Below are 14,286 nucleotides of genomic sequence, written 5' to 3' on the forward strand. Positions count from 1 at the left end.
ACTACTTCTTCTTGAAGATAAAAGCGGCTTTCCCCGGAAAGCCGCGATGAACCATTTTTTAGCCACGAATGATAGGTTTCATATGCTAGCGGTAACTTCCCTGCCCCTCCTCTTTCCAGTCAAGCTGTATCAACTCAACTATTTGTCCTATCTCTTGTGAGTACGCCCTTCCAACTTATCTCTTACAAACGAGTTATTTAGAACTAAGCTATATAGAGGCAACGGAATGCGAATGAGGTGCATATGGGAAAACAGGCTGTCTTTATATCGTTCATACCACCTTTATCATTACTAATAGCAACTGTTGTTTTTACTCCAACCGCATGGGCCAACAAAGATTACGGCCCGCTAATCAGTTATACCCAAGCACCATTGCAGTCAGTTCGTCTTACTCCAACGCTCCGCTCTGGCTTTCCGCTCGAAGAAAACAAGCTTGAAGTATTTGCTTCTTTAACCGCCGCGAGTATATGGGCTAACTCTCACGACTATCATTTAGACTATTATCAGAATCAACTTCAAACAGGGCTGAAATGGCAACTAACAACAGCATGGCAAATAGAGTTCAACTACCGCTGGTTATACGCCGCCAACAATCACCTTGATAAAGTCATCATCAATTACCACGATCTATTTGGCATCGACCAAGCAGGGCGGGAACGTAAAGACAGACACCAATTTGATGTTTACGCGCCAAGCCATGGCATCAATATCAGTGACTTCTCTGGCGACACGCTGACAAGTGCTTTCACACTCTACACTCAATACCAAATCATAGACCTTGAAAACCACGGACTATCTTTTGGTGTCTCCCTCTATCATAACAACGTCAGCCACGGTGCATTTAAGGGAAACAGCACCGAACAAAGCGCTCAACTCAACTATGCATACCAACTCGACATCAATACCTTCTATACAAGCTTAGGGTTAGCGAATCAGTCCAGTAGAGAAGCAGAGAATAGCTTTTCGCATAAGAAGACGACATGGTCATGGATGGGCGGCTATCAACTCACGCTATTTGAAAACCATGAATTGCATCTTGAATACCGTTGGTATGAAGGCGCAGAAGATGGTGACACTGAGTTTTCAGAAGCCGCGAATGAAATGATGTTTGGGTATCGCTATCTCATGCAACGCTCAGCGGTCGAGATATCCGTTATCGAGAACATCTTCAACATGAACAACTCCACCGATGTGACCTTCCAATAGGCCTATCGTCATCAGTGGTAAATGGCAGAAACAAAAAAGTCGAACGGTTAAATTCGACTTTGGAATACTATGTTATTTCTATATAAGTCAGAGCAACTACGCACTCATGATTCTTGAGACTGCGTTGCGAATGTCAGAATCGGCCGCGTTAGCAGGCAAGCTGAATGAGATATATTGATCGCCACGGAAGCTCATTGAGCGATCGATTTCTGCTAAGCAGTGAACCATAGAGCCATCGACGATGAATGACAGCTCGATCTCTTTATTATTCATAAAACCTCCGCTGCGAAATTCAATCTCTTGATAACAACCGGAGCGAGAAGCAAAGCTGTTGCCTTTTAAGAAGCCCTTCTCTACATCCGCTTTCACCATTGCCATACCCGATGCTTCCACACCTTGGATAATTTTAGCGACTGTTGGCAATGGGTGTACGGAGATGAAGTCGCGGTCTTTAGGATCAATCGCAAAGCCGATATCTAGGTTGGTTTCAACCCACACATGACACTGATTCATTTGCGCGTTCAACGCGGTGACTGGCGTTTCATCATTTAACTTAAGACGGAATGGCACCAATTTGGTTTCACCCGGTTGGATCACGAAAGGCTCTACGGCTTGAATACGACCTAACGAAAATGTTTCGTAGCTGGTGCTACCTTCCGTTTCGACTTTTACTTCTGTGTTGAGAACCAAGTTGATCAGGTCGATTTGTTGCTCAACGTCGCCGCCAACAATGTGAACATTGCCAGACAACTCTCCACCTTGGAAAACTTCAATATTATCTAAGACGGTATCAACTTTTGCTGCACCGATGCCCAAGGAGGCCTTTAATTTCTTAAACATATTATTTCCCTTTCTAATTATCTGATTTACGAATAGTTATTGCGTGACAATTTGCGACACTTGCCTCACAGAATCAAGCAATTTGCCCCATCTATGTTGAATAAGGTCACATTGCCCGAGGAAATGTTGAAATCGTGAAAAATTCCGTTACTCTATTTGTATAGTCAAATAAGGTTTCATTATGTCGAAAGCGCCGCTCTACCTTCAGATAAAACAGTTCATAGACGACAATATCACCAGTGGTCACTGGCCAGTGGGTTACCAGATAACCACAGAACTCGAACTCACCGAGCAGTTCAATGTGAGTCGAATGACGGTCAATAAAGCGATTCGAGATTTGGTGTCTGAAGGCAAGCTCATCAGGAAACCAAGACTGGGGACTTTTGTTTGTGAACCAGACGAAAAAGCGCAATCTCCGTTGCTTGATATCAACAACATCGCGCAAGAGATCAAAGACCGAGGCCAAACGTATACTAGCCAAGTTATCAAGCACGATAGCATCAAGGCTGATGAAAGCACGGCTACACGGCTAGGTGTGATGATTAATGCAGAAGTGTTCTATAGTGAAATCATACACTTTGCCGACAACGCACCGATTCAATTGGAAGCGCGTTGGGTGAACTCTCAAACCGCTCCAAAATACCTAGAGCAAGATTTCTCAACCTCTACACCCAACGAATACCTTTCAAAAAGCTGCCCGTTGAGTGCTATCGAGCATACGGTTGAAGCCATTATTCCTGACTCTCAAATTAGAACGTCACTAAAACTTTCTGAATCAGAGCCTTGCCTGCTTTTGAATAGAAGAACATGGAGCAAAGAACGGCTCATCAGCTTTGCATTGCTCTACCATCCCGGTTCTAAGTACAAATTAAGCTCCAAGATACTTCTAGATTAAAGAACATCATCCTGATCGCCGATCACATTTTTGCAACATCAACTTGATTCGGGTCAGCGTTTAGCCTATTTATTTGTATATACATTTAATATTTAGCAAAGATCTAGGTGATTATGAATTTGATCCTCAAAAACGCACGAGTGGTCTCCATGAGCTCGGGAGCCGATGGTTATCAGCCCTCTTCCCCTCAAGATATCGTTATCGAAAGCGGTAAAATCGTGTCCATCTCTTGTTCAAACCAAGGCGTACTTGCTTCTGAGTTAGAACAAGTAAGTATTGATGGTTCTTTGGATTACATCACCTATGATTGCAAAAACAAGTTAGTCACCCCTGGGCTGATTGATTGCCACACTCACCTCGTATTTGCGGGTAATCGTGCCAATGAATTTGAGCAGCGTTTGAATGGTGTGTCTTACACCGACATCGCCAAGCAAGGCGGCGGCATTCTAGCGACAGTCACTGCAACACGCGCAGCGCAAGAGTCTGAGCTGGTTGAAATGGCTTTGCCTAGACTCGATGGTCTACTAAGAAGTGGCGTAACCAGCATCGAAGTAAAATCTGGCTATGGTTTAACACTTGATGATGAACTCAAAATGTTACGCGCAGCCAAAGCGTTAGAGAATCATCGTCGAATTAAGATCACCACCACTCTCCTTGCAGCGCATGCTGTGCCACCTGAATATAAAGAACAACCGGACAGCTATATCGATTTGGTTTGCCAAGAGATCATTCCTAAAGCTGCAGAGCAAGGGCTCGCCGATGCTGTTGACGTGTTTTGCGAATCTATCGGCTTCAACCTAGAACAAACCGAACGTGTATTTGCAACAGCCAAAGCACATGGCCTCGCGATTAAAGGCCACACTGAACAACTTTCGAATATGGGTGGTAGCGCACTTGCAGCAAAATACGGCGCACTCTCTGTTGACCATGTTGAGTACTTAGATGAAACCGGAGTAAAAGCACTGGCAGAATCAGGCACAGTTGCCACCTTGCTACCCGGCGCTTTCTATTTCTTGAAAGAGACTCAACAGCCACCTATCGCCCTACTTCGTGAACACAAGATTCCAATGGCGATCGCGACCGACCTAAACCCCGGCACTTCTCCCTTTGCTGATTTAACGCTGATGATGAACATGAGCTGCACCCTGTTTGGTACGACGCCTGAAGAAGCGCTGCGCGGTGTAACTTGTAACGCAGCCGCTGCCATTGGCGATTCACAAACTAAAGGCAAAGTCGAAGTAGGTTATGCCGCTGATTTGGCTATCTGGAATCTCGAGCACCCAGCAGATCTGAGCTATCAAGTTGGTGTTCCTCATCTGCATAAACGCATTGTTAATGGCGAGGTGTGTCATGACTCAATCTAATTCCAACGGCATTCAAAAGAACTCAGAAACCGTACATAACTTCGTGTGGACGGGACGTAATGATCTTGAAGATGGCGCACTAGGTACACGCGTTCATCACATTACCAAACAAGTTCAAAGTAGCGATTTAGGTAACGAGCTTACTGATAGCGCTATCGCCTTAGTTGGCTTTGCCAGCGATGCAGGCGTTGCAAGAAACAAAGGACGAGTGGGCGCAAGACAAGCACCCAACCTGATTCGTCAAGCGTTGGCTAATATGGCTTGGCACAGTGATACACACATCGCGGACCTTGGTGACATCGAATGTAACGATGGTCAACTCGAAGTCAGTCAAAAACAGTGTGCTTCTGTTATTGCTAATGCTTTATCAACCAACAAAGTGATTACCCTTGGCGGTGGTCACGAAGTTGCTTGGGCATCTTTCCAAGGCCTCGCGGAACATTTACATAAAGCAGAACGCCTTCATAAAACTGAACGTATTGATAAAGATCAGCCAATACACAAACCTAAGATCGGCATCGTTAACTTTGATGCTCACTTTGATCTTCGTGAATTTGAAAGCGAAATCGCCGATGTTAAACCGAGCTCAGGCACGCCTTTCAACCAGATAAGTGATTACTGCCATACACATCAATGGCCGTTTCATTACGCTTGTCTTGGCGTGAGTGCTGCTAGCAATACCAAAGCGCTGTTTAACAAAGCTGACCAACTGGGTGTTTGGTATGAACACGACCGCAACATGACCCAAGTTAACCAAGTCGCTCAACTGGTTACGTTGCAAAAATTCATCGCTGAATGTGATTACCTCTATCTCACCATTGATCTCGATGTATTCCCCGCAGCGACTGCGCCGGGCGTAAGTGCACCAGCGGCAAGAGGCGTGAGCTATGAAGCACTCGCTCCGTTTCTAGAACAGATTTTCAAACACAGTGAAAAACTCATTATCGCGGACATTGCGGAATACAACCCAGACTACGACATCGATGGCCAAACGGCTCGATTGGCGGCACGTTTGTGTTGGGATATAGCCAGTGCAATGGCCAGCGACTAATCCAGCTATACCGATAACTACAACTACAACTACAACTACAACTACAACGATATAACGTGAAACAGAAGGAATTCCAAAATGACGGAACACCACAACAGTGACCCTCGTCTCGACACGACTCGCGAAATTCGCGCACCTCATGGCACCACTTTGCGCGCTAAATCTTGGTTAACAGAAGCACCACTGCGTATGCTGATGAACAACCTAGACCCTGATGTGGCAGAACATCCACATGCACTGGTTGTGTATGGCGGTATCGGTCGCGCGGCACGTGATTGGAAATGTTATGACAAGATTGTTGAAGTATTAGAGCGTTTAGAAGACGACCAAACGTTGCTTGTTCAATCAGGTAAACCTGTGGGCGTGTTCCCGACACATAAAAACGCACCTCGCGTACTGATCGCTAACTCGAACCTTGTTCCACACTGGGCGAACTGGGAACACTTCAACGAGCTCGATAAAGAAGGCTTGATGATGTACGGCCAGATGACCGCAGGTAGCTGGATTTACATTGGCTCACAAGGCATCGTTCAAGGCACTTATGAAACGTTTGTCGCTATCGCGAAGAAGCACTTTCAAGGAGAAGCAAACGGCAAGTGGGTTCTAACGGGTGGTCTTGGCGGTATGGGCGGTGCTCAACCTCTCGCAGCGACTATGGCTGGCTTCTCGATGATTGCGGTTGAATGTGATGAATCACGAATCGATTACCGCTTGCGTACAGGCTATGTCGACAAAAAAGCCACCAGCATAGATGAAGCGATGGCAATGATTAAAGAATCAGACACACCAATCTCTGTTGGCCTACTCGGTAACGCAGCAGATGTATTCCCAGAGCTTGTTGAACGCAATATCACGCCTGACGTAGTGACTGACCAAACCTCTGCCCACGATCCGCTGAACGGCTACTTGCCGCAAGGTTGGACGATGGAGAAAGCAGCACAAGAACGTACTATTGATGAAGCAAAAGTGGTGAAAGCCGCTAAGCAATCTATGGCTATTCAAGTTCAAGCTATGCTAGATCTTCAGTACCGTGGCGCTGCGACCGTAGATTACGGCAACAACATTCGCCAAATGGCACTTGAAGAAGGAGTGGAAAACGCATTTGATTTCCCAGGTTTCGTTCCTGCTTATATTCGTCCTTTATTCTGCGAAGGCATCGGCCCGTTCCGTTGGGCTGCTCTTTCTGGCGACCCTGAAGACATCTACAAAACAGACCAAAAAGTAAAAGAATTGATTCCAGATAACCCGCATCTACACAACTGGCTAGATATGGCGCGTGAACGTATTCAGTTCCAAGGCCTACCAGCTCGTATTTGTTGGGTTGGCTTGAAAGATCGTGAACGTTTAGGACAAGCATTCAATGAAATGGTGAAAAATGGCGAACTGAAAGCACCCGTTGTTATCGGTCGTGACCACCTAGATTCGGGCTCAGTAGCAAGCCCGAACCGCGAAACAGAAGGCATGATGGATGGCTCTGATGCAGTTTCTGATTGGCCTCTTTTGAATGCCCTTCTGAACACAGCTGGTGGCGCAACATGGGTTTCTCTGCACCATGGCGGCGGCGTTGGCATGGGCTTCTCACAACACTCAGGTATGGTGATTTGTTGTGACGGTAGCGAAGATGCATCACAACGTATTGCTCGTGTACTTCACAATGATCCGGCTACTGGCGTTATGCGTCATGCTGATGCGGGTTACGATATTGCCAAGCAGTGTGCTAAAGAGCAGAAGCTTGATTTACCTATGCTAAACGAAGAACTTCGTCGCCTTTAATGTCTGGAGAAAACATGTTGAATTTATTACTTAAGCCAGGACTTCTAGGCCTGCCTGAACTGCGTAAGATTAGCCGTAGCCCTGTGAGCTTATCACTTGATCCAGCAGCGATTCCAGATATTGAAGCGAGCATGCACGTTGTCGAGCAAGTGATTGCTGAAGATCGCACTGTGTATGGCATCAACACGGGTTTTGGCTTGTTAGCAAATACCAAAATCGCCCCTGAGGATTTAGAAGTACTACAGAAAAGTATCGTGCTTTCTCACGCGGCGGGCATTGGTAAATTCATGTCTGATGAAACTGTTCGCTTGATGATGGTGTTAAAGATTAACAGCTTGTCTCGCGGTTACTCTGGTATCCGCCTCAAAGTGATTAATGCCCTTATCGATCTTGTGAACGCACAGGTTTACCCATGTGTTCCACAAAAAGGATCTGTGGGTGCTTCAGGAGATCTTGCTCCCCTCGCCCACATGAGTACGGTACTGCTAGGTGAAGGCCAAGCACGCCACAACGGCAAGATCATCACTGGCTTAGAAGCAATGCAGATCGCAGGCTTGGAGCCTATAACGCTAGCACCTAAAGAAGGTCTGGCGCTGTTAAACGGCACACAAGCATCGACAGCCTTTGCACTAGAAGGTCTGTTCGCAGCTGAAGACTTATTCGCGTCTGCAACCGTGTGTGGTGCAATGTCTGTAGAAGCCGCGCTAGGTAGCCGTCGTCCGTTTGATCCGCGTATTCATCGCGTTCGTGGTCATCGTGGCCAAATGGATGCAGCACTTGCTTACCGCCATATGCTTGATCAAAAGAGCGAGATTGGTGAATCACATACTTGTTGTGAAAAGGTTCAAGATCCTTACTCACTGCGTTGTCAGCCTCAAGTGATGGGTGCTTGTTTACAGCAGATTCGTAACTCAGCAGAGACCTTAACGATTGAAGCAAATGCCGTATCCGACAACCCGCTTGTTTTCGCTGACGATGGCGACATCATTTCGGGCGGTAACTTCCACGCAGAACCTGTCGCAATGGCAGCAGATAACCTTGCATTGGCCATTGCCGAGATCGGTAGCTTGTCAGAGCGTAGAATGGCGCTGCTGATTGATAGCGCGCTAAGCAAACTACCGCCTTTCTTAGTCGATAACGGTGGCGTGAACTCAGGCTTTATGATTGCTCAAGTAACGTCTGCAGCACTCGCTAGTGAGAACAAAACCTTGGCTCATCCGGCGTCAATAGACAGCCTGCCTACTTCTGCAAACCAAGAAGACCACGTATCAATGGCCACCTTTGCCGCTCGTAGGCTTAGATACATGGCTGAAAACACCCGTGGGATATTAGCAGTAGAATATTTAGCAGCAGCACAAGGGCTCGATTTCCGTGCTCCGAATCTATCCTCTCCTCGTGTGGAAGAAGCGAAACAGATTTTGCGTGAGAAAGTGAGCTTCTACGACAAAGACAGATATTTTGCACCGGATATTGAACAAGCTAACCTGTTGCTCAAATTGTCCGTTCATAATCACCTAATGCCAGAAGGTACTTTGTGTAGCTTTTAAAGCAAAAACATTCTGAACAACACCCATTAGAGTGTCATATAAACAAGGGCTATTAATTAGCCCTTGTTGCATTGAGCCAAAGGCCATATCTCCCTTCAAATCGTCACATACCATCCAACGTATTTATCTAATTGACTGATATATAAGCAAAGTTAACTGGATAGACCATTAAAACCAAGTTAGTTAGCTATAATCCCCGCCAGATTTGATGACTAATAGCGATACTATGTTTCTGACACCTTACTTTTCTACTGAAGACAATCAATTTCAATTTACTCGTGAACAAGCTAGCCACTTTGCAAAAAAAGTAGCCGCTGACTTCAACCCAATTCACGATGAAGACAACAAGCGCTTCTGCGTGCCTGGCGATCTTTTGTTTGCAGTACTTCTGCAAAAAGAAGGCATCAGCCAAAAAATGCGTTTTGATTTTTCAGGTATGGTAGGTAACGGTATTGCGCTAAGCGTTGACAACAAGTGTGAGAAAGAAAGCTCACTGGTTGACGAGAAAGGCAAAGAGTACCTACACATGTCTTGTGAAGGTGAAAAGAGCCACGACCAAGCATTCATCGAGCACGTAGTAACAAATTACGTTAAGTTTTCAGGTATGAACTTCCCACATATCATGGTTCCTCTTATGGAAGAACAGCAAATGATGATCAACTGCCAACGTCCTCTTGTGATTTACGAGAGCATGGAAGTTGAATTTACTCGTCTAGACCTATCTCACCCAGAAGTTGAATTCTCAGGTGCGACTTTTGATGTTGAAGGCAAGCGTGGCATCGTGACACTGAACTTTGATTTCAAAGAAGACGGTGAAGTAGTCGGTAAAGGCGTAAAGCGCATGGTAGCAAGTGGTCTTAAGCCATACGACCAAGCTTCTGTAGACGACCTAGTAAACCGCTTCAACGAACGTAAAGAGATGTTTCTAGCTCAGTTCGCAGCTGCCGCTTAATCAGCACTCTTATTTACATCACTTGATGTAAATAGCTAGAGACAAGATCAATAAAGCCCAGCTTGGTATCACAAGCTGGGCTTTTTCATTTCGATGACTAATGACATCAAGCTACTCAAGTCAAAACTAAACCCAGCGTCTAACCTTTTGTTTATAATCAACATATTCCGCACCGAACAATTGCTCTAGAGCGCGTTCTTCTGGCTTAATTTGGAACTGATTCATGTACATTACGAATACAAAACTGAGTAAAACACTGAACAGGTTTTGGAAGAAATAGCCAAAACAAAACAGTAGGATAAATAGCCCTAGATACATAGGGTTTCGCGTGTAGCCAAAGATTCCACTGTCCACAACTGCAGAAGCGGTGTCGACTTTGATCGGATTAACGGTGGTTTTCTGTTTGCGAAACTCCCATATGCCTGATATTCCAATAACACCACTCAAGACAATCCCGATACCGAGCGCAACCATTCGATAAGGCAGTGCCAATGTTCCTTGGCTCAACTGCTGAGCGCAGAAGTATGATGCTACGAATACAATAATGAACAGTGCAACGGGTGGTACTTTTAATTCTAGAAATTTCATACTTTTCCTTATTAACATTCCTTTGTTAGTTTAGAAAAAAGCCCAGCAATTGCTGGGCTAAATGTATTAAAGAATTTTTGCTAGCGCTTGTAATGGGTGAGCAAGCTTCTCACCTTCAAAACGCTTCACTTGGCTACGGCAAGAATACCCCGTCACCAAACAACGATCTTTTGGTAAGTCCTGCATTTGAGGCTTCCAGCTTAAACCGTATATATCTTTCGACATTTGTAGCTTATCGACTTCATGCCCGAAGGTGCCCGCCATGCCACAACAGCCGACCGGAACGCTGGTTAACGCAGCACCAAAGTGCTTGAAGATAGTGCCCCACTCTTTTTCAGCGTTCGGCATTTTGGTTTTCTCAGTACAGTGAGCAAACAAGTACCACATATCTTCACTTGCTGAGCGTGCTTCGAACTCACCTAACGATGGCATTAACCATTCATGCACGGTAAGCACATCAAAGTCGCCACGCTTGTCACCTAAGATCTCAACGTATTCATCGCGGTAACAAAGCACAAGAGCAGGATCAACACCCACCAAAGGAATACCGATATCAGCAACCATCGACAAGAAATCCGATGTTGATTTCGCTTCACGTGCAAAACGATTTAAGAAGCCTTTAATGTGCAGAGCTTTACCATTTGGCTTAAACGGCAGCAACACCGGAGTTTTACCAAGTTTTTGAGCCAGAGTGACGAAGTCTTCAATCACCTCCGCATCATAGAAGCTAGTGAACGGGTCTTGAACGATCAGCACATGCTGTTTCTTCTCTTCAGAAGACAAGCCTTCTAAGTACTGTAAGTCGAAGAGTTGCAGATCTTTGCTCGCCAGACGATTTTTAAGTGTAGGTACCGACATCAAAGGAGCATCAACATAACCGACCGTCTTAGCCGTTGCCGTTTGTATCCACTTTTGACCCAATGCAGCGTTCACTACTTTTGGCGCTTTCGCCATCAGCGGCAGCATGGTTTCAATGTTAGCGACTAAATAGTCTTTTGCTGGGCGCTGGTAACGCGAATAGTAGATGTTTAAGAATCGAGAACGGAAACTTGGTACATCAACTTTAATAGGACACTGGCTCGCACACGCTTTACACGCCAAACAACCGTTCATCGCTTCATGAACTTCATGCGAGAAATCGTACTCATGGCGTTTGTTCATCGTGTTACGAACACGTTCCACCATGGTTTTAATCGGAGTATTGTCCTTCAGCGCTTCTTGCTCTAAATCGAGAATATCGACGCCTTGTTCCGTTAACTGACGCAACCATTCACGAACCAAGCCTGCACGGCCTTTTGGCGAATGACGACGGTCTGCAGTTACTTTCATCGAAGGACACATTGGCGAGCTCGTATCGTAGTTGAAGCACAAGCCGTTACCATTACATTCCATGGCTTGTTTGAAGCTATCACGAACTTGTACGTCGATCTGACGGTCATAGAAGCCACGCTTGGTATCGGTGACTTTCACCAATTCAGCGTCGCTTTCTAATGGCGTACAGATCTTGCCTGGGTTCATCTTGTTGTGCGGGTCGAACGCTGCTTTAACACGTCTTAATTCGGTAAACAGCTCTTCACCAAAGAAGTCAGGACCATACTCAGAACGGAAGCCTTTACCGTGTTCACCCCACATCAAGCCGCCGTATTTAGCCACCAGCTTAACCACTTCATCAGAGACTTCATGCATCAATGCTTCTTGCATCGGATCACACAAATCTAAAGCAGGACGAACGTGCAGTACGCCCGCATCCACGTGACCAAACATGCCGTAATTCAACTCTTTTGAATCGAGTAAGACTCTAAATTCAGAGATGAAGTCGGCCAAGTTTTCCGGTGGTACACAGGTGTCTTCAGCAAAAGCGACTGGCTTAGCTCGGCCTTTCGCCGCACCTAATAGACCTACCGCTTTCTTACGCATGTTGTAGATTCGGCCAATGCTCGCCAAATCACTGCACACTTGGAAGCCAATCACACCCGCGTCTTCAGTTTCTACCATGCTTTCAAGCTGTGCGGTCAGCGCTTGAACTTGTTGTTCAACTTCCGCTTCATCTTGGCCTGCAAACTCAACCATGTTGATACCAAGCATCTCTTTATTTGGAACATCCATAAGCAAATCGCTCACGGTGTGCCAAACAATGTCTTGTTTCGCTAGGTTCAATACTCTTGAGTCAACGGTTTCAACAGACAGCGCTTTCGCTTCTACCATGAACGGCGCATTACGCAGTGCAGAATCGAACGTGTTGTATTTCACGTTAACCAACGTTCGTGCTTTTGGAATCGGCGTGAGGTTCAGCTTTGCTTCAGTGATGAATGCTAATGAACCTTCTGCACCACATAGAACACGAGTCAGGTCAAAGCTATCGTCTTCTTCGTTGATTGCGTTCTTTAAATCGTAACCAGTTAAGAAGCGGTTCAATGGTGGGAATTTATTAAGAATTTGAGCGCGCTTATCTCGACAAACGGCTTCAGTTACTGCAAGGGCATGGTGAGCAAATTCACCTTCAGCAGGTAAGCCGTGTGATAAATCGGATTCGAGACATGAACCATCTGCGAAGACCGCTTGCAGCGACAACACATGGTCAGACGTTTTACCGTACTTCAATGACCCTTGGCCCGAAGCATCGGTATTGATCATTCCACCTAAGGTTGCTCGGTTACTGGTAGAAAGGTCTGGAGAGAAAAAGTAACCATACGGACGCACAGCATCGTTCAATTGGTCTTTAACGATACCTGACTGAACTCTTACCCAGCCTTCTTGCTCGTTAATCTCAAGAACCTTGTTCATATAACGAGAAAGGTCAACCACGACGCCTTTTGTTAAAGACTGTCCGTTAGTACCGGTACCACCGCCACGAGGGGAAAAGGTCACGCGTTCGTAAGCAGATTTTGCACCCACTTTACCGAGCAGCACAACGTCTTGGGTTGTTTTAGGGAGAATAACTGCCTGCGGCAATTGCTGATAGACACTGTTATCAGTCGCCACAGCCAAACGGCTAGAATATTGAGATTCAATGTCGCCAGTAAAGCCCGCTGTTTTTAGTTCATCTAAAAAACGTACGACTACTGGATCGACATCAGCATTGAGTTGAAGTCTTGGTAACATTTGCTTCCTGCCCCTACTTCGCTGATCCTATCAGCATTGGGTTATCTGAGATTTTTAATATTTTTCTTTGAATTTCGTCACTTTACTACTATTAAGATCATATAAAAAGGTGATCAAATAAGAATCTCGGTGCAAGAATGGAGAAATAGTCACTTTCGTCTTAATTCAGTAGTAAGATAGTAGATAACTTTTTTACGACATCTCCATGAGCAAATAACAATGAAAAAAAGCAAAACAGTCACAACTGAAGATATTCTTCTTAAGCTATGCCAATCAGTCTCAAACGTACTTACTTCAGCGACGGCTTCACAGGTGTCCTACTCAGCCATGGTTCAAAAGATCAACAAGACAAGTCTTAAGCCAGATTTTGGTTGTTTCGTCTTGTTCGACGGCGGGTTTTCAGGTCTTGTTGTGATCAATTTTACGTCGAAAGCAGCGCTAGAGATCTACACAAATTACATGCGTAATATGGGCATGCCTGAAGACGAACTCGCTGTACTTCATACTTCAGACGAAGTAGGTGATGTATTAGGTGAGTTGATGAACCAGTTGGTTGGCGACTTTACCAACAAAATCCGTAAAGAACTGCAAACTAACATCACACAAAACCAACCGAAAATGCTGGCACTGAACAAGCAAGTGAACCTTTCTGTTGATACTAACTTAGATCGCCCGCAAGCTCGTCGTGTTACTTTCTCTACTGCCGACAACAACATTTTCTACCTTGAGCTTGCAATGGACAAAACAGAATTCATCCAATTGGAAGAATTCGAAATCGCTGAAGACGAATGTCCAGACAGCATTCTTGAAGCGACTCAGAAAAAAATGCAAGAACCAAAGCAGCCAGAGCAAAGTTCAGGCAACAATTCTGCAGCTGATTTACTCGATGAACTTGGAATCTAGTTTGCGAAAGCTCTAGCACTTCCTAAAAATCGTGTCACTAACGCCATCAATCCTCTTGATGGCGT

11 protein-coding genes are annotated in these 14,286 nt (G+C 45.4%); 8 read left to right on the plus strand and 3 right to left on the minus strand.

Annotated elements, in window-relative coordinates; translation table 11 throughout:
• Positions 1-243: 243 nt before the first annotated feature.
• Entirely contained in the window at positions 244-1,206 is a 963-nt protein-coding gene (locus tag AB6D80_RS13885) for a DUF3187 family protein (RefSeq protein ID WP_372188813.1), read from the plus strand.
• A 96-nt stretch (positions 1,207-1,302) separates the two neighbouring features.
• Here AB6D80_RS13885 and AB6D80_RS13890 read toward each other — a convergent pair whose 3' ends face one another.
• Positions 1,303-2,046: a sporulation protein gene (locus AB6D80_RS13890; RefSeq protein ID WP_371707517.1), complete on the minus strand. Its 744-nt coding sequence runs from the start codon at positions 2,044-2,046 to the stop codon at positions 1,303-1,305.
• A 181-nt stretch (positions 2,047-2,227) separates the two neighbouring features.
• Here AB6D80_RS13890 and hutC point away from each other — a divergent pair, with 181 nt between their 5' ends.
• The 6 genes from hutC (at position 2,228) to AB6D80_RS13920 (ending at position 9,628) form a co-directional block, all read left to right on the plus strand.
• Positions 2,228-2,941 (plus strand): histidine utilization repressor, encoded by a 714-nt coding sequence (gene hutC, locus AB6D80_RS13895; RefSeq protein ID WP_372043892.1) that lies wholly within the window; start codon positions 2,228-2,230, stop codon positions 2,939-2,941.
• A 113-nt stretch (positions 2,942-3,054) separates the two neighbouring features.
• On the plus strand, positions 3,055-4,305 hold the full coding sequence (hutI, locus tag AB6D80_RS13900; RefSeq protein WP_029225354.1) for an imidazolonepropionase: 1,251 nt from the start codon (positions 3,055-3,057) through the stop codon (positions 4,303-4,305).
• Positions 4,292-5,356 carry a formimidoylglutamase gene (hutG, locus tag AB6D80_RS13905; protein ID WP_009846492.1) on the plus strand — a complete coding sequence of 355 codons (1,065 nt, stop codon included), beginning with the start codon at positions 4,292-4,294 and terminating at the stop codon, positions 5,354-5,356. The genes hutI and hutG overlap by 14 nt, the downstream gene beginning before the upstream one ends.
• Before the next feature lie 78 nt (positions 5,357-5,434).
• Complete coding sequence (hutU, locus tag AB6D80_RS13910; protein WP_009846491.1) at positions 5,435-7,129, plus strand: urocanate hydratase; 1,695 nt, start codon at positions 5,435-5,437, stop codon at positions 7,127-7,129.
• Between the two features lie 14 nt (positions 7,130-7,143).
• The gene (gene hutH / locus AB6D80_RS13915; protein ID WP_032499002.1) at positions 7,144-8,676 is read left to right on the plus strand and encodes a histidine ammonia-lyase; all 1,533 of its coding nucleotides are present in this window, start codon (positions 7,144-7,146) and stop codon (positions 8,674-8,676) included.
• A gap of 226 nt (positions 8,677-8,902) precedes the next feature.
• Positions 8,903-9,628 (plus strand): DUF3581 domain-containing protein, encoded by a 726-nt coding sequence (locus AB6D80_RS13920; RefSeq protein WP_010438254.1) that lies wholly within the window; start codon positions 8,903-8,905, stop codon positions 9,626-9,628.
• A 126-nt stretch (positions 9,629-9,754) separates the two neighbouring features.
• Here the strand turns inward: AB6D80_RS13920 and AB6D80_RS13925 are convergent, their stop codons facing one another.
• Both AB6D80_RS13925 and AB6D80_RS13930 read right to left on the minus strand, forming a co-directional pair.
• A complete protein-coding gene (locus tag AB6D80_RS13925) occupies positions 9,755-10,216 on the minus strand; it encodes an isoprenylcysteine carboxylmethyltransferase family protein (protein ID WP_371707515.1) in 462 nt (153 codons plus the stop codon).
• Positions 10,217-10,282: 66 nt separating this feature from the next.
• Positions 10,283-13,318, minus strand: a complete 3,036-nt coding sequence (locus AB6D80_RS13930) for an FAD-binding and (Fe-S)-binding domain-containing protein (protein ID WP_371707514.1) — start codon at positions 13,316-13,318, stop codon at positions 10,283-10,285.
• A gap of 219 nt (positions 13,319-13,537) precedes the next feature.
• Between AB6D80_RS13930 and AB6D80_RS13935 the strand changes: the two genes are divergently transcribed.
• Positions 13,538-14,221, plus strand: a complete 684-nt coding sequence (locus AB6D80_RS13935) for a DUF3334 family protein (protein ID WP_371707513.1) — start codon at positions 13,538-13,540, stop codon at positions 14,219-14,221.
• Positions 14,222-14,286: the final 65 nt, after the last annotated feature.

Source organism: Vibrio sp. 10N.247.310.17, from assembly GCF_041466605.1.
Lineage (GTDB): Bacteria > Pseudomonadota > Gammaproteobacteria > Enterobacterales > Vibrionaceae > Vibrio > Vibrio tasmaniensis_A.